Source organism: Ensifer sp. ENS10 (assembly GCF_014852025.1).
In the GTDB taxonomy this organism is placed as follows: Bacteria; Pseudomonadota; Alphaproteobacteria; order Rhizobiales; family Rhizobiaceae; genus Ensifer.
Window position 1 is genome coordinate 379,551 of the sequence record NZ_JACVAS010000007.1, and the last position, 23,125, is coordinate 402,675.

Annotated in this window: 19 protein-coding genes; 6 read left to right on the top strand and 13 right to left on the bottom strand. The window is 61.0% G+C overall.

What is annotated here, in order from left to right; all coding sequences use genetic code 11:
- Positions 1–9 precede the first annotated feature (9 nt).
- Together IB265_RS24230 and hmgA are read right to left on the bottom strand one after the other, a co-directional pair.
- Positions 10–879, bottom strand: a complete 870-nt coding sequence (locus tag IB265_RS24230) for an MBL fold metallo-hydrolase (RefSeq protein WP_057254509.1) — start codon at positions 877–879, stop codon at positions 10–12.
- Positions 876–2,243 carry a homogentisate 1,2-dioxygenase gene (gene hmgA / locus IB265_RS24235; protein ID WP_057254508.1) on the bottom strand — a complete coding sequence of 456 codons (1,368 nt, stop codon included), beginning with the start codon at positions 2,241–2,243 and terminating at the stop codon, positions 876–878. Before hmgA ends, IB265_RS24230 begins: the two co-directional genes overlap by 4 nt.
- 166 nt (positions 2,244–2,409) lie before the next feature.
- On the opposite strand from hmgA, the gene IB265_RS24240 reads away from it, so the two are divergent.
- Positions 2,410–2,877, top strand: coding sequence for a MarR family winged helix-turn-helix transcriptional regulator (locus IB265_RS24240; RefSeq protein ID WP_057254507.1), 468 nt, complete (start codon positions 2,410–2,412; stop codon positions 2,875–2,877).
- 4 nt (positions 2,878–2,881) lie between these two features.
- On the opposite strand, the gene IB265_RS24245 is transcribed toward IB265_RS24240, so the two are convergent.
- Positions 2,882–3,361: an Lrp/AsnC family transcriptional regulator gene (locus IB265_RS24245; protein ID WP_057254506.1), complete on the bottom strand. Its 480-nt coding sequence runs from the start codon at positions 3,359–3,361 to the stop codon at positions 2,882–2,884.
- Positions 3,362–3,492: 131 nt separating this feature from the next.
- On the opposite strand from IB265_RS24245, the gene hppD reads away from it, so the two are divergent.
- Complete coding sequence (gene hppD / locus IB265_RS24250) at positions 3,493–4,605, top strand: 4-hydroxyphenylpyruvate dioxygenase (RefSeq protein ID WP_057254505.1); 1,113 nt, start codon at positions 3,493–3,495, stop codon at positions 4,603–4,605.
- Between the two features lie 141 nt (positions 4,606–4,746).
- On the opposite strand, the gene IB265_RS24255 is transcribed toward hppD, so the two are convergent.
- The 7 genes from IB265_RS24255 to IB265_RS24285 all read right to left on the bottom strand — a co-directional run bounded on the left by IB265_RS24255 (position 4,747) and on the right by IB265_RS24285 (position 13,779).
- Positions 4,747–5,706 (bottom strand): glycoside hydrolase family 26 protein, encoded by a 960-nt coding sequence (locus IB265_RS24255; RefSeq protein ID WP_057254504.1) that lies wholly within the window; start codon positions 5,704–5,706, stop codon positions 4,747–4,749.
- A gap of 18 nt (positions 5,707–5,724) precedes the next feature.
- Complete coding sequence (locus IB265_RS24260; RefSeq protein WP_057254503.1) at positions 5,725–6,240, bottom strand: DUF995 domain-containing protein; 516 nt, start codon at positions 6,238–6,240, stop codon at positions 5,725–5,727.
- A 48-nt stretch (positions 6,241–6,288) separates the two neighbouring features.
- Positions 6,289–8,283 carry a glycosyltransferase gene (locus IB265_RS24265; protein WP_063893335.1) on the bottom strand — a complete coding sequence of 665 codons (1,995 nt, stop codon included), beginning with the start codon at positions 8,281–8,283 and terminating at the stop codon, positions 6,289–6,291.
- Positions 8,280–9,263: a UDP-glucose 4-epimerase GalE gene (galE, locus tag IB265_RS24270; RefSeq protein WP_057254502.1), complete on the bottom strand. Its 984-nt coding sequence runs from the start codon at positions 9,261–9,263 to the stop codon at positions 8,280–8,282. Before galE ends, IB265_RS24265 begins: the two co-directional genes overlap by 4 nt.
- A 1-nt stretch (position 9,264) precedes the next feature.
- A complete protein-coding gene (locus IB265_RS24275) occupies positions 9,265–10,305 on the bottom strand; it encodes a UDP-glucuronic acid decarboxylase family protein (RefSeq protein ID WP_082641249.1) in 1,041 nt (346 codons plus the stop codon).
- A gap of 561 nt (positions 10,306–10,866) precedes the next feature.
- Positions 10,867–11,667, bottom strand: a complete 801-nt coding sequence (locus tag IB265_RS24280) for a response regulator transcription factor (protein WP_057254501.1) — start codon at positions 11,665–11,667, stop codon at positions 10,867–10,869.
- A gap of 1,182 nt (positions 11,668–12,849) precedes the next feature.
- On the bottom strand, positions 12,850–13,779 hold the full coding sequence (locus tag IB265_RS24285; RefSeq protein WP_057254500.1) for a siderophore ABC transporter substrate-binding protein: 930 nt from the start codon (positions 13,777–13,779) through the stop codon (positions 12,850–12,852).
- A gap of 251 nt (positions 13,780–14,030) precedes the next feature.
- Here IB265_RS24285 and IB265_RS24290 point away from each other — a divergent pair, with 251 nt between their 5' ends.
- From IB265_RS24290 to IB265_RS24300, 3 genes are read left to right on the top strand one after another with little or no spacing between them, the layout of a single operon-like run.
- Entirely contained in the window at positions 14,031–14,975 is a 945-nt protein-coding gene (locus IB265_RS24290; protein ID WP_057254811.1) for an ABC transporter permease, read from the top strand.
- On the top strand, positions 14,965–15,933 hold the full coding sequence (locus tag IB265_RS24295) for an iron chelate uptake ABC transporter family permease subunit (RefSeq protein WP_057254499.1): 969 nt from the start codon (positions 14,965–14,967) through the stop codon (positions 15,931–15,933). The genes IB265_RS24290 and IB265_RS24295 overlap by 11 nt, the downstream gene beginning before the upstream one ends.
- Positions 15,930–16,688 carry an ABC transporter ATP-binding protein gene (locus tag IB265_RS24300; RefSeq protein WP_057254498.1) on the top strand — a complete coding sequence of 253 codons (759 nt, stop codon included), beginning with the start codon at positions 15,930–15,932 and terminating at the stop codon, positions 16,686–16,688. Before IB265_RS24295 ends, IB265_RS24300 begins: the two co-directional genes overlap by 4 nt.
- An 80-nt stretch (positions 16,689–16,768) precedes the next feature.
- Here the strand turns inward: IB265_RS24300 and IB265_RS24305 are convergent, their stop codons facing one another.
- Positions 16,769–19,867 (bottom strand): efflux RND transporter permease subunit, encoded by a 3,099-nt coding sequence (locus IB265_RS24305; RefSeq protein WP_057254497.1) that lies wholly within the window; start codon positions 19,865–19,867, stop codon positions 16,769–16,771.
- A complete protein-coding gene (locus IB265_RS24310) occupies positions 19,864–21,027 on the bottom strand; it encodes an efflux RND transporter periplasmic adaptor subunit (protein ID WP_162261329.1) in 1,164 nt (387 codons plus the stop codon). The genes IB265_RS24305 and IB265_RS24310 overlap by 4 nt, the downstream gene beginning before the upstream one ends.
- A gap of 277 nt (positions 21,028–21,304) precedes the next feature.
- On the opposite strand from IB265_RS24310, the gene IB265_RS24315 reads away from it, so the two are divergent.
- A complete protein-coding gene (locus tag IB265_RS24315; RefSeq protein WP_057254495.1) occupies positions 21,305–21,904 on the top strand; it encodes a TetR/AcrR family transcriptional regulator in 600 nt (199 codons plus the stop codon).
- 101 nt (positions 21,905–22,005) lie between these two features.
- On the opposite strand, the gene IB265_RS24320 is transcribed toward IB265_RS24315, so the two are convergent.
- On the bottom strand, positions 22,006–23,049 hold the full coding sequence (locus tag IB265_RS24320; RefSeq protein WP_057254494.1) for a class I SAM-dependent methyltransferase: 1,044 nt from the start codon (positions 23,047–23,049) through the stop codon (positions 22,006–22,008).
- Positions 23,050–23,125: the final 76 nt, after the last annotated feature.

Consider the following 23,125-nt stretch of genomic DNA (forward strand, 5'->3'; position numbering starts at 1 on the left):
GGAGTTGTTTTAAGCGGGCGAATCGTCCGCAAGTCTCACAACAAGGCCGTCGGCGGCGATCGTCAAGGCGCCTGCCCAGCTTTTGCGGGTCGCCGCAATCCAATGGCCTTGCGTTATCTCGGGATCATCGGCCGGAATGAGGTGGTGCAGCACCAGCCGACCGACGCCGGCGGACGTTGCGATCGCGGCCGCCTGTTCGGCGAATGTGTGGCTCGCAAGCAGGTGCTCCTTCAATCGCGCGCCGTTGCCGGTGCGCGCCACCAGCCGGTCGACGCCTTCGGCGAGCATCGCTTCGTGCACGAGAATGTCAGCCCCTCGGGCGAAATCAGCGAGCGGCGGAAAATAGGCCGTATCAGCGGAAAAGACGACCGAGCCCTCCGCATGATCGAACCGCAGCGCGAAACAGTCGGTGACTGGCGGATGATCGACGCGTAGCGCCGACACGGTCAGGCCGTTCTCCGAAAAGACCGCGCCCTCGGAAAACTCGACGACGTCGACAAGAGCGCACAGGTCCGGCCGGCCTTCATCGACGATGCGAATATCGATGTCGAAGGCCATCGCCTGAAGGAAGCCCTGCCAATAGGCGCGTGTCCCGGCGGGGCCGAAGACGCGCACTGGATGCGCGAGCCCCGCGGTCCAGGCCGTGTGGATCAACGGACCAAGCTCAAGCACATGATCCGAATGCAGGTGGGTGATGACGATCAGGTCCAGCGCCTTCAGCGGCACGCCGGCATCCGTTACTCCGCGGGTAACGCCAAGGCCGCAATCGACCACGATCGAACGGCCGCCGATTTGAAGCAATGACGAGGTCGGCCACGGGCCGCCCGGCCGGATCGCCGGACCACCCTTGCTGCCAAGCAAAACGAGGCGTGAACTCAAGACCAATCGCCTTCCGGCGTCCCGTTGAAGCGCTTCTTGAGATCCGTCCAGCAGTCGATGTAGTTGTCCTGCAACGTCTTCAGTTCGGCGGCGTAGCGGGTCAGCTGCTGCGGGAAGCGGGTCTCGAACATGAAGGCCATCGTATGGTCGAGCTTCACCGGTTTCAACTCACTGTTTGTCGCCTTGTCGTAGCCCGATGCATCCGGCCCGTGCGCCAGCATCATGTTGTGCAGGCTCATGCCGCCGGGCACGAAACCTTCTTCCTTGGCGTCATAGCGGCCGTAGATCAGCCCCATGAACTCGCTCATGATGTTGCGGTGGTACCAGGGCGGCCGGAAGGTGTGCTCGGCCACCAGCCAACGCGGCGGGAAGATGACAAAATCGATGTTCGCCGTACCCTCTTCGCCCGAGGGTGCCGTCAGCACCGTGAAGATCGACGGGTCCGGATGATCGAAGAGGATGGCGCCCACCGGCGAGTAGGTCTTGAGGTCGTATTTGTAGGGCGCGTAGTTGCCGTGCCAGGCGACGACGTCGAGCGGTGAATGGCCGATCTCGGTCACATGGAAGCCGCCGCACCACTTCACATGCACGCGGCAGGGCGTCTCCTTTTCCTCGAAGGCGGCGACCGGCGTCTTGAAGTCGCGCGGATTGGCGAGGCAGTTGGCGCCGATCGGGCCGCGATCCGGCAATGTGAACTTGGCGCCATAGTTCTCGCAGATATAGCCGCGCCAGACCTTCTCTTCACCAAGCCGCGTCACCTTGAACATGGTGCCGCGCGGCACGATGCAGATTTCCGAGGGCTCCACATCCATCTTGCCGAGTTCCGTGAAGACCTGGATCGCGCCCGCTTCCGGAACGATCAAGAGTTCGCCGTCGGCATTGAAGAAATAGTCGTCCACCATGTCGGCGTTGAAGGCATAGGCGTGGGCCGCCATTCCGGTCTGCGTCGGCGCATCGCCCGCCGTCGTCATGGTGCGGATGCCCTCAAGGAAGTTCAGTTTTTCCGAGGGCGCCGGCAACGGGTTCCAGCGCAACTGGCCGAGCGCCAGGGAATGCTCGGCCACATGCGGCGCCGTCTTCCAGTGCGGATAGTCGATCTTGGAAAACCGCCCGGTGTGGCGGACGCTCGGGCGGATGCGGTAGAGCCAGGAGCGCTCGTTGGTGCCGCGCGGCGCGGTAAAGGGCGAGCCGGAGAGCTGCTCGGCATAGAGCCCGTAGGCGCATTTCTGTGGACTGTTCTGGCCCTGCGGTAGAGCTCCCGGCAGGCTTTCGGTCTCGAAATCATTGCCGAAACCCGGCATGTAGTTGAGCGCCTCGGCTGCGTCAGTCCGTGCCTCGGCCCGTTTTCCTGCCTTGTCGAGCATGGTTCTATCCTCCTCCCTTGAGCATCCGGCTCCAGCTCTCGCAGCGGGGCCAGCGCAATCCCAAACACCGCCCGCAACGGCCCCATCCATGGTGGACGCGAGCCTCGCCTTCGGCATATTAGTTGCAATCGTAACTATCGATTTTGTAACTATCAAGGAAACACCGATGGCCGCCGACGGCTTCGAGCTCAATGCCTTCCTGCCCTATCGGCTGAACCGCGCAGCCGAATTCGTCGCCCTGCGCTTTGCCGCACAATACAAGGCGCGCTACCAGCTCACTCGCCCGGAATGGCGAACGCTGGCAGCCCTCGGCAGCACCCGTCGTCCAATGACGGCAACGGAAGTGGGCGCGCATTCCGCCATGCACAAGACCAAGGTGAGCCGCGCGGTCTCAGCACTCGAAGAGCGGCGCTGGCTGACGCGCAATGAAAACGAAGGTGATCGCCGCCTCGAACATCTCCAGCTGACGAAGGCGGGCCTGCGTGCCTATGTCGAATTGACGGCGCTTGCGGCCAACTACCAGGCCGAACTCGACGCTTTGGTGGGAGCCGCCGGAATGCAGGCGCTGACGGCTGGTCTCGAGGCGATTGAGCGCGCCATCGGCAAAGTGGAGAAACCCCGCCGCGAGGGGTGAAACGTCAGCCCTTCATCCGCTCCGGGATCGGCACGCCCTCGAAGCTCTTGAGGGTTTCGAGCACGATCGACGTCTTCACGTGCTGCACGCTGTCATGCGGCAAAAGCACGTCGTTGACGAAGCGCGACAGCCCCGCGAGGTCAGGCGTCACCACCCGCAGGTGATAGTCCATCTCACCGGTCAGCGCATAGGCCTCCAACACCTCGGGCAAACTCGAAATGAGCTTGCCGAAGCGCTTGGCATTGTCGCGGTTGTGGGTGGCGAGCGTCACCGAGATCACCACCATCAGATCGAGGCCGAGCTTCTGCCGGTCGATCTGTGCCTGATAGCCGGTGATGTAGCCTTCGGCTTCGAGCCGGCTACGCCGCCGTGAGCATTGTGACGGCGAAAGTGCGATGCGCTCCGACAGCTCATTATTGGTCAGATGTCCGTCGCGCTGCAATTCGCTGAGGATCTTGAGATCGAACCCGTCAAGCTGCTCCATTCCTGCATCCTAATTCACTATTATGCATGTTCCGTGCGCCATCCTGTCTAAACCGCGCAAGAATACAAGCATCATGCATGGGAATTGCGTCATACTCCAGCAAAGTTTGGAAGAACAAGAGGAGACTTCCGATGGGCCCCTTCCCGCATGACGCCCCGCCGGCAACGATTACCGCTGAAAACCCCGCTGGCACCGACGGCTTCGAATTCGTCGAATTCGCCCATCCGGAACCGGAGAAGCTCGCCGAGCTTTTTGCTCGCATGGGTTACAGCCCGGTTGCCAAGCACAAGACCAAGAACATCACGGTCTGGCGGCAGGGCGACATCAACTACATTCTGAACGCCGAACCCGGCTCGCATGCCATGCGCTTCGTCGATGAGCACGGCCCCTGCGCCCCGTCCATGGCCTGGCGCGTCGTCGACGCAAAGCACGCCTTCGACCATGCGGTTTCGAAGGGCGCGATCCCCTATGAAGGCAAGGACAAGTGCCTCGATGTTCCGGCGATTGTCGGCATCGGCGGTTCGCTGCTCTATTTCGTCGAGACCTACGGCGCCAAGGGCTCTGCCTATGAGACCGAATTCGAGTGGACCGGCGAGCGCAATCCGAGGCCCGAGGGCGTCGGATTCTATTATCTCGACCACCTGACGCACAACGTCTATCGCGGCAATATGGACAAGTGGTGGGCCTTCTACCGCGAGCTGTTCAATTTCACCCAGATCCACTTCTTCGACATCGACGGCCGCATCACCGGCCTCGTCAGCCGGGCGATCACCTCGCCCTGCGGCAAGATCCGCATTCCCTTGAACGAGTCCAAGGACGATACGAGCCAGATCGAGGAGTATCTGCGCAAATACAAGGGCGAAGGCATCCAGCACATCGCCGTCGGCACCGAAGGCATCTACGACGCCACTGACAAGCTGGCGGACAATGGCCTGAAATTCATGCCAGGCCCGCCGGAGACCTATTACGACATGTCGCATGACCGTGTTCACGGCCATGACGAACCGATCGACCGGATGAAGAAGCACGGCATCCTCATCGACGGCGAAGGTGTGGTGAACGGCGGCATGACGAAGATCCTGCTGCAGATCTTCTCGAAGACAGTGATCGGCCCGATCTTCTTCGAGTTCATCCAGCGCAAGGGCGACGAAGGCTTTGGCGAGGGCAACTTCCGCGCCCTGTTCGAATCGATCGAAGCCGACCAGATCCGTCGCGGCGAACTGGGGCCGCAGGCGGCCGAGTAAATCGCAGCCGACAACGCCGGCACTTCTAACTCGAGCCTCTCGCCTCAAGCGAGGGGCTTTTCTGCAAGTAAGGGCATCCAGCCAAACGAGATGCTTGAGCTTTCTCGCGCGCCCGTTCAGAGCGCGCTACTGCCGGCAATGTCAGTTCGTGGTCTGGTTGACCACGCGCCAGTTCGGCCGGCCGAGATTGTGCGGCCATTCGATGACGTCACGGTCGTTGAAGTAGACGACTTCGGCCAGGTTGGGGAACTGCGGGTCCGGTTGTGTCGCGGTGTTCATCCAGGGCTGCATATAGGCCGGGCTGCCTTCCCATCCGAGCTCGGCGACCCAGATCGGCTTGTTGTACTTGGCCACCAGGTCGTAGCCGGGCTTGAGCGCCTGCGCGAACGTCCTTGGCGTCCCATATTCGATCTGATCGAATGGTTCGAGCCCGAAGACCGACAGCCCGACGAGATCGACGTAATCGTCACCCGGATAATAGGCATCGAGGTTCGGCAAACCCTTTGGCGACCACATGATCTGCGCCTTCGGCGCCTTCTTGCGCACGATGTCCATCGCATGCTTGTAGGCCTTGATCCAGTCCTGTGGCGCCCAGCCAGCCCAGGAGAACCGTCCGGACGTGTCTTCCATCTCCTGGCCCCAGCGCACGATGACCGGGCTCTTCAGCTCGGCGATCATGTCGGCGATCGCCTCCATGTTGACGTCGTATTCACCCCTGAGCATCCGGTCGCGGAGCTGCGCCGGCGTCAATTTCCAGTCGAGCGACCAGGACCAGGGCTCGATGGTGATCAGCAGATTGCGTCCCCGCTGAAGGGCATACTCGTCAGCGGTGCGCAAGGATGCGAGATCGACGTCCTCCCAGGGCAGGAACAGAGCTTCGGTCGTCACATCGCTTTGGGCGCCGAAATCGCCATGCGGGTCATAGGCGCCGAATCTCGTTCCGCCAGGGTGCATGACGGGACGTTTGTCGATCATGGTCTGGGTCTGACCGGCATTGCCCGCAGGATTGGCTTGCTCCTGCGCCAACGCGGATACCAAGCTGCCGAAGTCCAGTTGCAGGGCCAGGGCAGTGCATAGGGCGAATGCCAATTTGCGTTTCATTTCATCCTCCTGCTGCGTCTATTTTTTGGCCAGGAACTGTTCCTTGAGACGCAACGCCTTTGCTGTGATGTCGTCCTGGGCGACGAGGCTGTAGTAGGCGTCATTGGGCTTGGGTTTTGCATGCTTGAAGACATACCATTCGCCGTTTGGCACCTTCCGCTGATAGATCGTGTCGCCGATCTTGGCATGGCCGAAGCAGGTCCGCGCATCGCCGGCCTCGGCCGCGGTCGTCCAGATGGCCTGCATGCACATCATGCCGAGATCGCTGACGTACCAATTGCCTTCGGCAAAGGATCGGTTGCCGTTGCCCTTGTCGACAAAGGCCACGAGTTTGCGGTCATGCGCGGTGAAGCGTGCACCGCCGGTGGACCATTGCCAGGTCTTGTTGCGGTAGAGGGAATAGACTTCGTAAGCGCTGAGCGGCGTCGGCTTGACTTCCATCTTCGCCTTGACCGGCTGGGCGCCCAAGTAGACCGCAGCGGCTGCAACCGGCAGCAACAGCGGCAGAACCATGACTTTTATCGACCCTTTCATCCACTTTCTCCTCACATTGGAGATTACACACTCGACTGTTCGCCGCCGTCATGACGGCACGTAGTATCGGCCGACCTTCTTTGTCGTCCTGGTTTCCCGGTACTTCGTTTCACTGACACTCCTTCTTCCGGCATTGTTAGAGGTGGCCCGTGATACGGCAGGTTCGATCCGCGCCCCGCTCTCGGGCGGCTGAGAAAAGCCTTTCCATTGCAAATGGAAGCGAACGATCCTGAGTTTCGTACCGTGTCCGGCGCCGGCGACCGTGTATTTCGCCTCGGTGAAGGTCACGAAACCCAAGCCATGCGACAGGGCCTCCGTTGCCTCGGCGCCGTGACGCACCGCCGATTGGGCCGACAGCACCGAAACCAGCACCAGAGAGCCGGCCGTCATTGCGGTCATCGTCGAACGCGGCATAAGCGGCAGCCCGTTCTCGCGGGCGTGTCGAACGTGGATCACCACCACGAGCCCGGCATAGACGAGGGCGTTGATCTCGGCGAAGACGTAGAAGCCGCGTGCCGTTCCGGCATCGGAAATCAGCCAGACGGCGAGCGCCGACATCAGGGAAAGCACGAAATAGGGCATCAATATCCGAAGCGGCAGGGGAGCCGCGGCACCGCCGCCTTTCGGCGTGATGCGAAAATCGACGAACGAGCCGGTCAGGTGATCGCGCACCGCCGCCAGACAGCCGAGCAGCGACCAGGGCCACCGCGCGAACAGGAACAGGACCGTCTCCCAACTCAGCACCCGCGCGTCGTGCGGCCGGAACGTACCGGTCGAACGCCAGAAATAGGCGAGCACGACCAGAACCACTGACAAAGGCACGAAATGCAGCAGAAAATCGGGATAGTCGACGTCAACGAAGGCCCGCCCCATCAACAGCGCCACGATCGGCATCAGGAACATCAGCGCCATGAAGCACGAAAACAGCGGGTACCAGAGTTGCGAAAACAGGAACTGGAACTGCAGCCGCGGCCGCAGCTTCGGCACATACAAAGGCGAATATTTCAGCAGGATCGCGACGAGGCTGCGAGACCACTGGAACTCCTGAACCACGAGATCGGCAAAGTTCGCCGGCCCGTCGCCATGGGCTATGGCGTTGAGGGCATGCACGCCGCGCCAGCCATGGGCATTCATCATCAGCGTGGTCGAATGATCTTCGGCGAGCTCCGGCCCCAATCCGCCGATCTGCTTCAGGGCCTTTGTCCGCACGGCGTAGTGGGAACCGATGCATAGGGGCGCCCAGCCATTGTTGTAGCCGACCTGAAGGGAGCCATGCAGGCTCGCCTCCGCGTAAAGCCGCCCGCGAGCCGACCAGCTTGCCGCGGCATTCGCGTCGCATATGCTCGGCGCCGAGACATAGCCGACCGACGGGTCGTTGAAGGGACGCAGCACCTCGACGAGATAGGTGGCTTCGGGCACGTGATCGGCGTCGAATTGCGCCACGAGATCGTAGCGGTCATAGCCGTGGTGATCGTAGAAATAGGCAAGGTTTCCTTCCTTGCAGCGCGTGCGGCGCGGCCAGGCGGCGCGATGATATTCGGCGATACCCTTTCGCGTGGAGATGAAAACCCCGTGGGCCGCACACCAGGAAACCGTTTCCGGCGACGGGTCTTCGTCCGCCAGCCACACATCGAAGTCGCAGCCGGTCTGGTCCAGCATCGCCTGCAACGTCTTGCGTACAACGGCAAACGGCTCGGACGGCGCCTTGGTGACGACCATCGCGATCCGCCCCTGGGGCACCGGCCCCGTGCTCACCGTGGCCACCTTCGCGCCGGAAAAGATCGTGATGAAGTAGACCGGCAGCAGGGTGATCCACCCGACGACGACGGTGATAAGGACGTAGGACGGCCAGTCCAGAACATGGGCCGGATCGAGCCACCACCACCAGAAATACGTGAAGGCCGCGAACCACGCGGTAACCCCCAGCATGTTCAGGATCTGCAAGCGCCCGGAAAACAGCGTCGTCAGACGCGGCCTGACAGGCCCCGCACGCGCAAGATCGGCGTAGCGCCGAAATCCATCGACTGTGGCTGCCCAGCTCATCGCCGCACCTCCAGCCCGAAACCCAGCGCCGCCGTGCGGATGATGGTTTCGATATCCGAGAAGGCCGGCCGGAAGCCCAGTTGCTGCCGCGCCCGGCTGGTGTCGGCATAGAGCACGGGAGGATCGCCCGGGCGACGCGGCAACATCTGCACGGGAACCTGTCGCCCGGTAACGCGATCGATCGCTTCGAGAACCTCCCGGATCGAGGTTCCATGTCCGGAGCCGAGATTGGCGCGCAGTACCTCGCCGCCGTCATTCAGATAGTTGACGGCCGCGACATGGGCGTCGGCAAGGTCGGTCACGTGAATGTAGTCGCGAATGCAGGTTCCATCCGGCGTCGCATAGTCGTCGCCGAAGATGTCGAGCCGTTCGATCCCGCCGGCCGCCGCCATCAGGGCACGCGGTATGAGATGCGTCTCGGGATCGTGCCGTTCCGTGAGCTGTCCTTCCGGATCGGCGCCTGCGGCGTTGAAGTAGCGCAGCGCGACGGAGCGGAAATCATAGGCGCGCGCATAGTCGCCAAGCATCAGCTCGATCATCAGCTTCGTGCGCCCATAGGGGTTGATCGGAAACTGTTCCGTATCCTCGGTGATCGGAAGCCGCTGCGGCACGCCATAGGTGGCGCAGGAACTGGAAAACACGATGCGTGCCAGCCCGGTCGCGCGGCAGGCTCCGAGCAGCGCGATGCTGCCTGCGACGTTGTTGCGGTAGTATTTTCCCGGGTCTTCGACGGATTCCCCGACATAGGCGGAAGCCGCAAAGTGGATCACGCATTCAGGCAGGAACGTCCGGACGGCCGTTGCCAGCCGTTCCGTATCCTCGAGATCGCCTTCAACGAGGGGACCCCAGCGTACGTTGGCCCTATGTCCCGTCGACAGGTTGTCATAGACGACGGGGACGAAACCCTGCTGGGCAAGGCGTTTGCAGGTGTGGCTTCCTATGAAGCCGGCACCGCCGGTGACGAGTACGACGCGGGACATCTCATACCGCCTGTCCCGCCGTTGCGCGATCGGCCGCGCTGAGGCGCTCCTCGAAGTAGGCGATAGTGCGCTCAAGCCCGTCGCGCAGGATGACCTTCGGCTCCCAGGCGAGTTCGGTCAGCGCCTGCGAGATATCGGGACGGCGCTGGCGAGGATCGTCGACGGCCGCCGCCTGGTGAACGATGCGCGAGCGCGACCCGGTCAGAGACCGCACCATCTGCGCAAGTTCGAGAACGGTGAACTCCCCAGGATTGCCAAGGTTGATCGGGCCGATGCAGTCATCCGCCGAGACCGAAAGCCGGAGAAAGCCGTCGATCAGGTCGTTGACATAGCAGAAGGACCGGGTCTGCTGCCCGTCGCCATAGATGGTCAGGTCCTTGCCGAGCAGGGCCTGAACGACGAAATTGGAGATCACCCGGCCATCGTCCGGACGCATGCGCGGACCGTAGGTATTGAAGATGCGCGCGACCTTGATCTTGACCCGATGGGATCGGTGGTAGTCGAAGAACAGGGTTTCGGCCGACCGTTTTCCTTCATCGTAGCAGGCACGCGGGCCGATCGGATTGACATTGCCGAAATAGACCTCGCGTTGCGGGCTGAGGAGCGGATCGCCGTAGACTTCCGAAGTCGAGGACTGGATGACCGTGGCGCCGGTGGCGCGCGCATTTTCGAGTGCATGCAGCGCGCCAAGGACGTTCGTCATGAGAGTGCCAACCGGATCGGCCTGATAGTCGGGCGGCGATGCGGGAGAGGCAAAGTTGAAGATGACGTCGGCGTCAATCAGATAGGGTTTGCGAACGTCATGATCGATGATGTGGAAATGCGGGTTCTGCACCAAATGAGAGAGGTTTTCACGCCGTCCGGTTGAAAAATTGTCGAGACAAATAACCGTATGACCTAGAGAAAGAAGTCTTTCGCAAATATGAGAGCCAAGAAACCCGCCTCCACCTGTTACTAGAATTCTCCTTGGTATTCCTGAAATCTTCTTTAGAAATTCCCGTTGCCCGACGACAGACAACGGCCCCGGAACGACCTTTCGCATACGCACCTCCAATTATTGTACACACCATTTCTCATGGTGATTGGAGACGGGCTGCCAATGTAAATATAATAAGGAGTTTGTTCTTTATTACAAATTCACGCACAACCCGACAGAAATAGAATTCTACAATTCATCCCAAAATCTACTTATCTTCAATTTCAATATTAGTTAATTATCAAATAACCATTAGCGCGTCAACTAAAACAATAAGGATTGATATAATGTAATCTGAAATAGGAATGAGATAATCGGAAACATAATCACGAATAGTTACATTATAATCCAATCAACAAAATCATCTAATACCTTGTTAACCATCTTGAAGTCACAGCGGGCTATCGGATCGCTCAAGAAACATTGCCATTCTCAGGGGAGTAGACCATACGGGTGCCGGTCGCGTGTTCCGCCCTGGCGACCACGCTTCGCCACAGACCAGATCACGGGAACCCGGCAAACGGGGCCTCATAGACGATATCCAAACACCAACATCTGCGCTCTCGACCACGTCGAGGCACAGAAATGGAGTGTTTGGTCGACGCTGCCGAGCCTAGTTCTTCGAGCCTAGTTCTTCCAGCGCGACGAAAGCGTGTCGCCACCCCGTTCGGCCGCCGCATCGTTGGTGAAGTAACGCGACGCCGCCTCCGTGCGGTTGCGGACGTTCATCTTCTTGTAGATGTTGCGGACATGAACCTTGACGGTATTTTCCGACAATCCAAGACGATCCGCGATGATCTTGTTTTGCGTTCCCTTGCAGATCAGATCGAGGATCTGAACTTCGCGGGTCGTCAGTCCGTCAGGTCCGGCATCGCGCTTGCGCCGACCTGCGCCTGCGGCCGGACCGGATCCGGACAGCTCTGCCCGCCGGCCATAGAGACTGCTCGCGGCGAAGGGCTCGGGCGAAAGCCGTCGCAGTAAGGCGGCTGGGAAGTGCTCGCCTCCCTTCATCAGTAAATCGATGGCCGCAAGGCAGACGTCCAGGTTCAGGTTCAACGGCAAAACGCCATGGATCAACCGCTCTTCAACGAAGCCGGCAATCGACGGATCGAGCTCGTCGGCATTCTCCACCACCAGACCGATCGAGGTCTTGGGGTGGAACTCGTGGATCGTCCGCAAGATTGCTGGAAAGGACTTGGCCGGCATCCGGTAGAGCATGATCAACGTCACGTCGACGAGACTGCCGTCCAACAGATTGTCCGGATCGGAAAAGCAGACGATGTCGTGCCCCTGAAACCGCGAGCCGACCGCCTGCATCAGGCACTCGGCAAACAGATCGATCTTGGCAAGCATGACAATCTTTTTTTTCTGCGATAAAGCCTTGTTGTTTTCTTCAAAATCACCAACGCTGGAGCTTCCCGGATACATTACGCCCTCCTAGGATTTTTCCATTTGTTTTTATGGGTGCTGCGTTTTTCCCGCTGTGCACCACACTTTCAGAAAATTTATTCGGAACCACTATGCATCACGATATCTTCCCGCCCCGGGAAAATTCGCGATAGCTAATGTAACGTAAAGATCTTCATTACGAAACAACCCAAAAGGATTAGAGGCGCTTCATAAGCGTTCTTAAATCGTTATAAATCGAACCATCTTTGGGTTACACTGCGATCGACCCCCTTATTGGGGGCGTGAAAAACGTCATCAAGATGGCAGTGATCGCCGTTCCGCCGCACACGACGGGCCATCCATTTCCGCGAGGCGCAACCCTTCCGAGACGAGAAAACGGATTAGCTGCCGAGGTATTCCCGGTACCGCCTACTCATTTCGCGAGGTCGATATACCTAATAATACTTCGTTAGAGCTAGTAAACTTGCGCTTCGGGCGAAGCGGGTCGACCGTTCGCGCGAGGAAGCGGGGCACACAACCGCATGTTTGGTGCCCACAGTCGCGCTGGTGCGCGTGAATCTTGACGCCATAACAACGGCTTGGGACTGCGGATTACGCCACAAACAGCCAATAATTACAAACCACTAACCAGAATTGGTAGCTTCCGCGCGCCCGCGTTTGGAGTCACATTGGCGTTTCGTTCCTGAGTATGAACGAAAACAGCCTGGGTTTCGGAGGATCTTAATCCGCTAATGCCCTTCAACCCAGCGCGTGGCGTAAGCGTAAACCAGAGTAAGCGTAAAGAATACATTGATTGATTGCGGATTTCGTTCCGCTTTGTCATTTAAAAAAAGCATAAAATTCGAAATGTATTTTAATGAAAGCGATATAAATCAAGTTACAATATTGTTTATTCCTCAAAAACGGAGCCAACCCAGAAAAATACCGTAAGATCTAAAGGTATTTGGTGTTGGCTCCCCTTTTAACTTTAACCCCAAAAACGCCGTCTCAGCGTCCTTGAAACGGCTCCTCGCCCGTCAAGCCCTCTTCTCGCTCTCACTCCAGTCGAGTGCCTTCAGCTCTTCCCGAAAGGAAGCCGCTGGACGCTTTCAGCATGATCTGCTCCTCCTGTCGGGTCTCCCTGAACAATGAAACGGCCGCGAGAGATATGTTCGCGGCCGTCCGATCACATCGCACTCAGCGAGCGCTGCCGCCCGAGCCCTACTTCTTCTCGAGTGCCTGCGTGAGCTGGTCGACGATATCCTGCTGCGACTTCAGGCCGGAGGCCGTCAGATAGAGCTTGGCGGAGTCGAGGTAGACGACGTGGCCGTCCTTCCAGGCCTTCGTCTGGCGCACCAGTTCGTTGTCGAGCAATGCCGCTGCGGGCTGCGCCTGCTGGCCGATTGCCGCATCGCGGTCGACGACGAAGATCCAATCGGGATTGGTCTCGAGAATGTACTCGTAGGAAACCGCCTGACCGTGGGTCGCTACCTGCAGTTCCGCATCGGCCGGCTTGATGCCGAAGACATCGTGCAACACGCCGAAACGCGATCCCTTGCCATAGGCGCTGATCTTGCCGCCGGTGGTGAGCAGGATCAGCCCGGTGCCCTTCTCAGCCGCAATGCCGCGAAGCTTTTCGATCGAGGCATCGAGCTTTTCGACGCTCGCTTTGATTTCCGCTTCCTTGCCGAAGACCTGGCCGAGAATCTCGGCATTCTTCTTGACGCTGCCGATGAGGTCCTTGTCGTCGGAGGTCAGATCGATCGTCGGTGCGATCTTGGCGACATCGGCATATTTCGCCTGCGATCGACCACCGACGATCACCAGGTCCGCCTCTGCGGCATTGATGGCTTCGTAGTCGGGCTCAAACAGCGTGCCGATCTTCGGATAGCTGTCGGCCTTGTATTTTGCGAGCGAAGGCGGGATTGCCGCGCCGGGAACGCCGGCAACGGGAATGCCGAGCATATCCAGCGTCTCCAGCATGCCGAAGTCATAAACCAGCACCGTCTTCGGGTTTTTCTCCACGTCGGTGACGCCGCTGCTGTGTTCGATCTTCAGCGTCTCGGCCATGGCGGTCGGCGCGCCGGCGATTGCGAACGCCGCCGCAATGACGAGGCTGCGCAGACCATTAGAAATCGAATATATATTCATGACTATTTTCCTCATCTTTTATCGGCCGTCGTAGCGCGATTTTCCGGCGAGGGCAATGCACAGCTTCCGCTTGCCGAAGATGCCGCAGAAAACTTGACGAAGCCGATCATATATAAGACTAAGGCGAACCGTCCGCGGAGTGCCACTGCGCGGTGGCAAGCTTGAGCCTTCCACGAGAGCGTCGAGCGCAAACGGGCAAGGGACATGCAGGCGGTGGTCAAAACGAACAACAGGCAGAGCAGGCCCGAATGATGAAGCCGGCCCTGATTGCCATCCCCGTCATCCTCCTGCTTGCCGCCGTCAGCGTCTTCACGGGCGTCGGCAGCCTTGCCGCAGCCGACGACGGGCGTGGCTGGTTCCTGGTGGTCGAGAGCCGCCTGCCGCGCACGCTTGCGCTGATGCTCGCAGGCGCCGGCCTCGCGGTCTCCGGTACGATCATGCAGATGCTGGCGCGCAACCGCTTCGTCGAACCGTCGACGGCGGGCACCGCCGAGTCCGCCGCGCTCGGAATGCTGCTCGCCGTGCTCATCGCCCCCAACCTGCCGGTCGCCGGCAAGATGGTTTGCGCGGCGCTGACAGCGCTTGCCGGCACAGCCCTGTTCCTGCAGATCCTGCGGCGCATTCCCTTGCGTTCGGCCCTGATGGTGCCGCTCATCGGCCTCATGCTCGGCGGCGTCGTCAACGCCATCACCACCTTCATCGCCTATCGCTACGACCTGATGCAGTCGATGGGCGCCTGGATGTCGGGTGACTTCTCGGTGGTGCTGCGCCGTCGCTACGAGCTGTTGTGGATCGGTCTCGCGCTCACCCTCGTCGCCTATGCGACCGCCGCGCGCTTCACCGTCATCGGCATGGGCGAGGCGATCGCGCGCAATGTCGGCCTCAACTACGACAGGGTCGTAGCGCTCGGGCTCGCCATCGTCTCCATGGTTACGGCAACGATCGTCGCCACTGTCGGCATGATCCCATTCCTCGGCCTCGTGGTTCCAAACATCGTCAGCCTGATCATGGGCGACAATCTCAGGCGCACGCTGCCCGTAGTCGCCGTCTCCGGCGCCGGCCTGGTGCTCGCCTGCGATATCGTCGGGCGGCTCCTGATCGCTCCCTACGAGATCCCCGTGGGAACCGTCATGGGCGTTATCGGCAGCCTGATCTTCCTCCAGCTCCTGCTTTCGAGGCGCTCCCATGCAGGCTGATGCCAAGAGGATCGCACCCTCCACCATCCTGCTTGCTTCGGCCGTGCTTGCACTCGTGTCGATGGTCGCTTTCATGACCATCGGTGCCAAGGGGAGCTGGTCCTTCCTTCTCTCTTTCCGCGGCACGAAACTGCTCGGCATGGTGCTGGTCGCCTATGCGATCGCCGTCTCGACGGTCCTGTTCCAGACGATCTCCGGTAACCGCATCCTGACGCCATCGATCATCGGCTTCGATGCCATGTATACGTTGCTGCAGACGATCATGGTGTTTTTCCTGGGTGCTGCGGGCGCCGGCAGCGTCGATCCGCGGCTGCAGTTCCTTGTCGAAACGGCGGTGATGGTCGGCCTTTCGCTTCTGCTGTTTCGGGCGCTTTTTTCCGGCGCCAGCCGCAGCCTGCACCTTCTGATGCTGGTCGGCGTCATCCTCGGCGGCCTGTTCCGCAGCCTTTCGTCTTTCCTGCAGCGCATCCTCGATCCCAATGAGTTCGTAGTACTGCAGGACAGGCTGTTTGCAAGCTTCAACAGCATCGATGCCAATCTGCTCGGCATTGCCGCCGTCGCTACCCTGGCCGTGACCTTCGTTCTATGGCGCCTTTCGCCGACCTTCGACGTGCTCTCGCTTGGCCGAGAAGCGTCGATCGGCCTTGGCGTCGATCATCAGCGCGTCGTCACTCTTCTGCTGGTGCTGATCGCCGTGCTGGTGTCGGTCTCGACTGCGCTCGTCGGGCCGGTGACATTCTTCGGCCTGCTGGTCGCAAGTCTCGCCCGGCAGCTGACGCCGACCGCCAGCCACCGCTACGTGCTGCCGGTCGCCGTTTGCATCGCGATCGCCACGCTCGTCGGCGGCCAGGTCATCCTCGAGCGGCTGTTCTCCTTCAACACGACGCTCAGCATCGTCATCGAATTCTTCGGTGGCCTTGTCTTCATCTTCCTGCTGGTTCGAGGTTCCGCCCGATGATCGAAATCCACGAGGTGACGAAATCCTACGGTGGCAATGCGGTGGTCGACCGGGTGTCGCTGACGCTGCCGGCTGGCGGTCTGACCTCGATCATCGGTCCGAACGGTGCCGGCAAGTCGACGCTGCTGTCGATCGTCAGCCGGCTGATGCCGATGGATACGGGCAAGGTGCTGGTCGACGGTCTCGACGTCAGCCGCACGGCTGGCGACGTGCTTGCCCGGCGGCTCTCGATCATGCGCCAGGACAACCACATCACCGCCCGCCTCAGCGTGCGCGACCTCGTCGCCTTTGGCCGTTATCCCTATTCCAAGGGGCGGCTGACGGCAGCCGACGCCGAACATATCGAGCGCTCGATCGCCTATCTCGGGCTTGAACCCTATCAGAACCGCTTTCTCGACGAACTCTCCGGCGGCCAGCGTCAGCGCGCCTTCATTGCCATGGTGCTCTGCCAGGACACCGACTACATGCTGTTCGACGAGCCGCTGAACAATCTCGATATCAAGCATGCGGTCGAGACGATGAAGCTGTTGCGGCGCCTCGCCGACGACTTCGACAAGACCGTGGTCGTCGTTCTGCACGACATCAACTTCGCCTCCGCCTATTCCGACCGCATCGTCGCGATGCAGGCCGGTCGCCTCGCCTTCGAGGGGTCGCCGGAAGACATGATCGTGCCGTCCCGCCTTCAGGCGATCTTCGACGTCGATTGCCGCGTTCACGCTGTCGGCGAAACGCGGCTGGTCAACTATTTCGAATAGGTCGGGAACGCAAAGCGCGCTGCACGAAAATTCCGTGCAACGCGCCTTGATCGATTGAGCCAGCACTTGTGCTCGCCACCCTAGCCGGCGACGCCGCGCGCACCCTCCTTGCCGATCCGCGCAGCATCCGCGGCATGATCCTCGTCCGTCACCGAAGAGAGCCTCTTCAGCCGACGGCCGAGCTTCGTGTTGATGTCGTCCATCACGGTGAACATCACGGGCACGAAGACGAGGCTCAGCATCGTCGAGGTGATCAGGCCTCCGATCACCGCGATTGCCATCGGCGCCCGGAAGGCGGCATCGGCGCCGACGCCGATCGCGGCGGGAACCATGCCGGCCACCATGGCGATGGTCGTCATGATGATCGGTCGCGCGCGGGTGACGCCTGCCGTCAGCAGGGCCGTTCGCCGATCGGCACCCTCGTTGCGGCACTCGATCGCATGGTCGACAAGCAGGATCGAGTTCTTGCAGACGATGCCCATCAGCATGAGGATGCCGATCGTCGACGAGAGATCGAGCGAAGCGCCGAAGAGCAGCATGGCGAGCGCCGCTCCGCCGATCGACAGAGGCAGGGCCACCAGGATGGTAATCGGCTGCAGGAAGTCCTTGAAGAGCAGCACCAGAACCGCCGCGACCATCAGGATGCCGGCCAGCAGTGCAAGCGCGAAGTTGCGGAACATCTCCGACATATATTCGGCTTCGCCGTAGTTGGCCTGCGACACGCCCAGGGGCAGTTCGGTCATGGCCGGTAGCGCCGAGATCGCCTCGAACGCAGTCCCGAGCGTGATGCCGTTGAGATTGGCCTCGACGGCGATCAGACGCTTGCGATCGAGACGTTCAACGCTGCTTTCCTCCGCACCGAAGGATATATCGGCGACCGAGGTCAGCGGCACCACCGTGCCGGCATTCGTGCCGACCCTCAGATTGCGTAGCGTGTCGACGTCACCTCTGGCCGCCTGGTCGAGCATGACCCGGATCGGCACCTGGCGGTTGCCAAGGTTGAAGCGCGCCGAATTGCTTTCGCTGTCACCCATCGTGGCGATGCGGGCGACGGTGCCGATCGAGGTCACCGAGACACCGAGCCTTGCTGCCTCGTCGAAGCGCGGCTTGACCAGCAGTTCCGGCGAAAGCAGCGGCTCGGTGGACTGGACGTTGACCAAGCCCGGAAGCGCACGCATCTCCTTTTCAAGACGCCGTACCGAAGCCATCAGCGCTTCCGGATCGTCACTCGTCAGATAGATCGAGAGATCCTTGGCTCCCTCGACGGACGAGAACGTTGCCTGGATATCGGGCGTTGCAGCCAGCAGCGGGCGGAGCGACAGCTCGAAGGACTTGCGATCGAGCCCGCGCTCCTTGCGCGGCTTGAGCTTGATGCGCAGGGAGACCTCGTTGAGGTTTTCCGCCGTCGCCAGAACGTTTTCGACCTCCGGCCGCGCCTTGATCTGGCCGACCAGATCATCGGAAATGCGGGCGGTTTCTTCGAGCCGCGTGCCGGGGGGCAAGATGATCTTGAGTTGCGAGACGTTGCTGTCGCTCGTCGGTAGGAAGCCGGTCGGCAGCATGGTCAAGAGCCCGATCGAGCCGATGAAGATCAGCGCGACCAGCGACAAAGCCGTCTTGCGATGATCCAGGGTCCAACCGAGCAAGCGTCGATAGCCGTTGGCGATACGCGATGGCTTGCCGGCATGGCCATGGCCGCCCCTCGGTCGCAGCAGGTAGGCCGCCATCAACGGCGTCAGCAGGCGTGCCACCGCCAGCGAGAACAGCACGGCGATCGCGACCGTCAGGCCGAACTGCTTGAAGTACTGCCCGACGGCGCCGCCGATGAAGCTGACCGGCGCAAAGACCGCGACGATCGTCAGGGTCGTGGCGACGATGGCAAGACCGATCGCATCGGCCGCGTCGATCGCCGCGATGAACGGGCGTTTGCCCATGTCGACGTGGCGTTCGATATTCTCGATCTCGACGATCGCGTCGTCGACGAGAATGCCGATGACGAGCGTCAGCGCCAGCAGGCTGATGCCGTTGAGCGTGAAGCCGAGCAGGTCCATCACCGCGAAGGTCGGCAGGATGGAGAGCGGCATGGCAAGTGCAGAAATCAGCGTCGCTCGCCAGTTGCGCAAGAAGGCGAAGACAACGACGACCGTCAGGATCGCACCTTCGATCAGGGCGGTGACAGCCGCGTCGTAGCTTTCTTGCGTGTATTCGACGAGCGAGATCAGCTCCGTGAATTCGACGCCGGGCATACGTGCGCGGATCTCCTTCAACCGCGCGGCAACGGCGTCGGCAACGACGGTGTCACTCGATCCCTTGCTGCGCGAAACCGAGAAGCTGACGACCGGCTCGCCGTCGACGCGCGCGAAGTTGCGCGGCTCGGACGACGTATCCTCGATCGTCGCTATGTCGGAGAGCTGCACCCAGCGGCCACCTGACAGCGGGATCGACAGGCGCGAGAGCTCCTCGACCGAGCCGGCGCTGCCGACCGTGCGGATCGACTGCTCGCGGCCGCCGATCTCCCCGCGTCCGCTCGGGATATTGGTGTTGATCTCGCGCAGTGCCGTATTCACCTGGTCGGCCGTCACGCCAACCGCCAGCAGACGCTCGGGATCGAGCGATACCCGGACCTCGCGATTGACGCCGCCGAGCCGCTGCACCTTCTGCACGCCGGGCAGCGTCAGCAATTCGCTGTTGATCGTATCGTCCACGAACCAGGAGAGCTCCACGGGCGACATGTCGGGGGCGCGTACGGCGTAATAGACGATGGCGCTGCCATCCACATCGAGGCGCGAGACGATGGGTTCCTGGATCGACTGCGGCAGGTCGGAGCGGATCTGCGCCACGGCCTCGCGCACGTCGTTGGCGGCACGGTCGGGATCGGTGCCGATCTTGAATTCGACCGTGGTCGTCGACACGCCATTGGTGATGGTCGAGCGCATATGGCTGACCCCGACAAGGCCGGCGGCCACGCCTTCGACACGGCGCGTGACCTGCGTTTCCATTTCGGCCGGCTGGGCGCTCGGCTGCGTGATCGTCACCGTCACGACCGGAAACGACACACTCGGATTGGCGTTGACCGGCAGCCGCAGGAACGAGGCGATGCCCATCAATGTGAGGACAACGAAGAGAACGATCGTCGGAACGGGCCTTCGGATCGCCCAGGCAGAAATGTTGCTGGTCATTGCTGCTTGCCCGTCTGCGCCGGCTGGACATCTTTCGCCAGGACCGCTTCGCCTTCACGCAGCGACACCCCGGCCTTGAGAACAATCCGGTCACCGGCTGCAAGCCCGGAGACGATCTCGACCTTGCCACCCTGGCGCATGCCCGGCTGAACCGTCTTGCGCGCCACTTTGCCCGCATCGACGACGAAGACCGAAACCGTGCCGTCGGGAGCCCCGTAAAGCAGCGCGGAATCGTCGACCATGATCGCCTTGCGTTCGGCCACCACGATCTCCGCCCGGCCGAAGGTGCCGGCAAAGGGCGGCTTGCTGGTATTCAGCGTGACCTGCGCGGTTCCGAGCCGGGTTTCGCGGTCGATCTTCGGATTGATCACGCGCACTTTGCCCTCGATCCAGTCACTGCGGCCGGAGAGCTTGACCTTGACGACCTGGCCGACGGCAAGTAGCGGCAGTTCCGTTTCCGGAACTTCGGCCGCAAACTCGATCTCGCCCTCGCGGATCAGCTTGACCAGCGGGTCAGAGCCCGCAAGCGCACCGGCACGGGCGAGCCGCTCGGAGACGATGCCTGCGGCGGGAGCCACGATCACGGCGCGTTCGAGTTTACGGCGTGCCTCGGCCTCGAGTGCTTCCGCCTGTTCGTAGTCGGCCCGTGCGACCTTCACCGCCTGTTCGGCGATCGCAAGCGCAGAGACACGCTCCTCGAGAATGGTTTCGGCCTGAAGGTGGCGCAATTGCCGGGCCCGGGCGAGCTTCCTCTGCTCCTGCGTGACCGTTTCCGCCTCCCGCGCCATCGTGGCACCCGCACGGGCCACCCGGCCCTCCGCCTCGCGCAGAAGGTTTTCCAGCATGTCGGTCTCGAGCCGGGCAATCACCTGCCCGGCCGCAACCCGGTCGCCGATCTCGACTTCGACTTTGGCGATACGCTGATCGGTCAAGGTCGTGCCGACCGCAATCTCCTCGCGAGCGACGAAGATGCCGGCGAAGGACCGGGTCCACTCCTGCGGGCGGCTGTCGGCCACGAGTGTCGACACCGTACGGCTGATAGCCGCGCTATCGACAGGAACGGACGCGGCCGCCTCCCCGGAGGCGTGCGCCACACCACCCGTCATGGCGAGCGCAATGAGCGCAGCAAGCATGACTTTCAACTCAACTGTACGTCTCATTTCATTGGCTTTCCATTGGTGAGGCCAGTCGGATCGCAAACACGGGCGCTCCAAGCTGCCGGCCTCGAGATCGGGCAATCTGCATCGAATAATTATTAGATTAGTCAATCTAATAATTTGATCCATCAAACGCGACAATTGTAGGGCAGATTACATACTATCATTGCGGGAAGATGGCGGAGTTCCTGTCGGCTGGCGACCTTGACACCGGCGCACCACCCCACGAAATTAGAGTGCTCGCTCTAATAATGAGATTGCCCTGCAAGGAGAATTGGCGATGCGCAAGGTCGACCCCGAGAAACACGCCGCCAAACGTCGACTGATCCTCGATGCGGCAATCACCTGTTTTGCGCGCAAGGGCTTCCACGGCACGTCGACTGCCGAAATCTGTGCCGAGGCAGGCATGAGCCCGGGCAATCTCTTCCATTATTTTCCGACCAAGCACACCATTATCGCGGCGATCGTGGAGGAGGAACGTCAAGAAACGGCGGAGATCTTCCGCAAATTGGGTGAAGCCGAAGACCTCTTTGCTGCTCTGCTCGGTTTCATGGACACCGTTCTCGAGCTTGCGGGCGACCCGACCTATTCGAGCCTCGCGCTCGAAATCGCCGCTGAAGCGATGCGTGACGAACGGATCGGTACGCTCGCCGCCGCCAATGACGCAGAGCTTCAGGGAGCCCTTGCAGCGCTGCTTCGGGGTGCGGCTAGCCTAAATCAGATCGATCGGACTGTGGATGCGGACGGTGCTGCCCGATGGATTGCCGCAATCATCGACGGCATCTTCAGCCGGGTCGCTATCGACCCCGGCTTCAAGCCGAAGCACGAAGGCACGATGCTGCGGCTTCTCCTGACCCGGTTTCTGCGCCCGCAGGGCTGACGCCTTCGAACGGAATGACCGCAGCGAGCATTCTCTCGCCGCGGTCGTTGATTTCAGGCCCACCAGCTTTCGCCGGAGGTTCCCTCAAGACGGAAGCAATATCAGGAATGCTTCTGGATGATGCCGTAGACGATGTTCCGGTTGGCACCGAACTGGACGCGCGCATCGACGGCAGCTTTGCCCGCGCTCTTGTGGATGATGTTCCACATGTCCGCCTCCGAACGCAGCAGCAGTGCCCAGTTCATGAAGGTCTCCATGTAACCGTCAACGCCGATATCCTGGGCGAAGTTGGCAAACAGGAAGACACCATTCGGCTTCAGCATCTGCAGGCAGCGGTGGGTCAGCTTGATGGCCACCTTGTCGGCAAGATAGTCATAGAGGCCGGCAGCATAGATGAAGTCGAACTTGCCGAGCTTCTGATCGCGGCCAAGCAGGCTGCGGACGGAGCCATCAACGCCTTCGATGCAGGTTCCGGCGAAGTCGCGGCTGATCGAACCGACGCTGAGCGGGTCCTGGTCGAGCGCCACCCAGCGCTTGATCCGACGCTCCTCAAGCGCCACCGAGCGATTGGCCTCGCGCAAGTGGCCGGCTGCAATCGTCAGAATTTCCGCCTGCGAACCGCGGCTGGCCGCGATCTCGTCGACGTGACGGGTCAGGAGGTCGCGACGCTCGCGCACCGCAACCGAGGAGGACGCGTCCTTGGTGTAGTCATAGAGCGCTCGCCCGGTGGGCGATGCCCGCTCGATCTCCTTGGCAACGCTTGCATGACCATAGATGAAGTCAAGCAACTGCGCGTCGCCCGAGTAGCCCCTGGGCTTTTCGGAGGACCATCGGGTGAACGGGTCCTGGAGGAAATATTCCGACACCGGGTGTGCCTGGGCGATCGGTATCAGTTCCTGCCAGACGTTCGGGTGGAACTTGGCCCTGGTTTCATGGAGAGCGGCTGCAAGCCGGTCGATAATCTTCGCCGGGTCCGTTCCCTGCAGGAACTGCTCCTGGGCAATCCTGAGAATCACTGCGAGCTCGGCCCTGCCGACCGTGAGCTGTTCGTCGTGCCGCTCGCCCCTGGGCGAAACGAACTCATCAGCCATCGCCTTGGGAGTAATCAGGCTTTGACCATCGAAAACCGTCTGAAATTGGCGCACGCGAGACCATCCGTTAATGCTTTGTTAACAATGGTCGCGAAGATGCGCGCATTACGGCTCGGTTTGCAAGTTTTTG

Bases quoted from the DNA above. Each gene is read 5' to 3' on its own strand.
- hmgA (WP_057254508.1), bottom strand. From the start codon at position 2,243: ATGCTCGACAAGGCAGGAAAACGGGCCGAGGCACGGACTGACGCAGCC.
- IB265_RS24240 (WP_057254507.1), top strand. From the start codon at position 2,410: ATGGCCGCCGACGGCTTCGAGCTCAATGCCTTCCTGCCCTATCGGCTG.
- IB265_RS24245 (WP_057254506.1), bottom strand. From the start codon at position 3,361: ATGGAGCAGCTTGACGGGTTCGATCTCAAGATCCTCAGCGAATTGCAG.
- hppD (WP_057254505.1), top strand. From the start codon at position 3,493: ATGGGCCCCTTCCCGCATGACGCCCCGCCGGCAACGATTACCGCTGAA.
- IB265_RS24255 (WP_057254504.1), bottom strand. From the start codon at position 5,706: ATGAAACGCAAATTGGCATTCGCCCTATGCACTGCCCTGGCCCTGCAA.
- IB265_RS24260 (WP_057254503.1), bottom strand. From the start codon at position 6,240: ATGAAAGGGTCGATAAAAGTCATGGTTCTGCCGCTGTTGCTGCCGGTT.
- IB265_RS24265 (WP_063893335.1), bottom strand. From the start codon at position 8,283: ATGAGCTGGGCAGCCACAGTCGATGGATTTCGGCGCTACGCCGATCTT.
- galE (WP_057254502.1), bottom strand. From the start codon at position 9,263: ATGTCCCGCGTCGTACTCGTCACCGGCGGTGCCGGCTTCATAGGAAGC.
- IB265_RS24275 (WP_082641249.1), bottom strand. From the start codon at position 10,305: ATGCGAAAGGTCGTTCCGGGGCCGTTGTCTGTCGTCGGGCAACGGGAA.
- IB265_RS24280 (WP_057254501.1), bottom strand. From the start codon at position 11,667: ATGTATCCGGGAAGCTCCAGCGTTGGTGATTTTGAAGAAAACAACAAG.
- IB265_RS24285 (WP_057254500.1), bottom strand. From the start codon at position 13,779: ATGAATATATATTCGATTTCTAATGGTCTGCGCAGCCTCGTCATTGCG.
- IB265_RS24290 (WP_057254811.1), top strand. From the start codon at position 14,031: ATGAAGCCGGCCCTGATTGCCATCCCCGTCATCCTCCTGCTTGCCGCC.
- IB265_RS24295 (WP_057254499.1), top strand. From the start codon at position 14,965: ATGCAGGCTGATGCCAAGAGGATCGCACCCTCCACCATCCTGCTTGCT.
- IB265_RS24300 (WP_057254498.1), top strand. From the start codon at position 15,930: ATGATCGAAATCCACGAGGTGACGAAATCCTACGGTGGCAATGCGGTG.
- IB265_RS24305 (WP_057254497.1), bottom strand. From the start codon at position 19,867: ATGACCAGCAACATTTCTGCCTGGGCGATCCGAAGGCCCGTTCCGACG.
- IB265_RS24310 (WP_162261329.1), bottom strand. From the start codon at position 21,027: ATGAGACGTACAGTTGAGTTGAAAGTCATGCTTGCTGCGCTCATTGCG.
- IB265_RS24315 (WP_057254495.1), top strand. From the start codon at position 21,305: ATGCGCAAGGTCGACCCCGAGAAACACGCCGCCAAACGTCGACTGATC.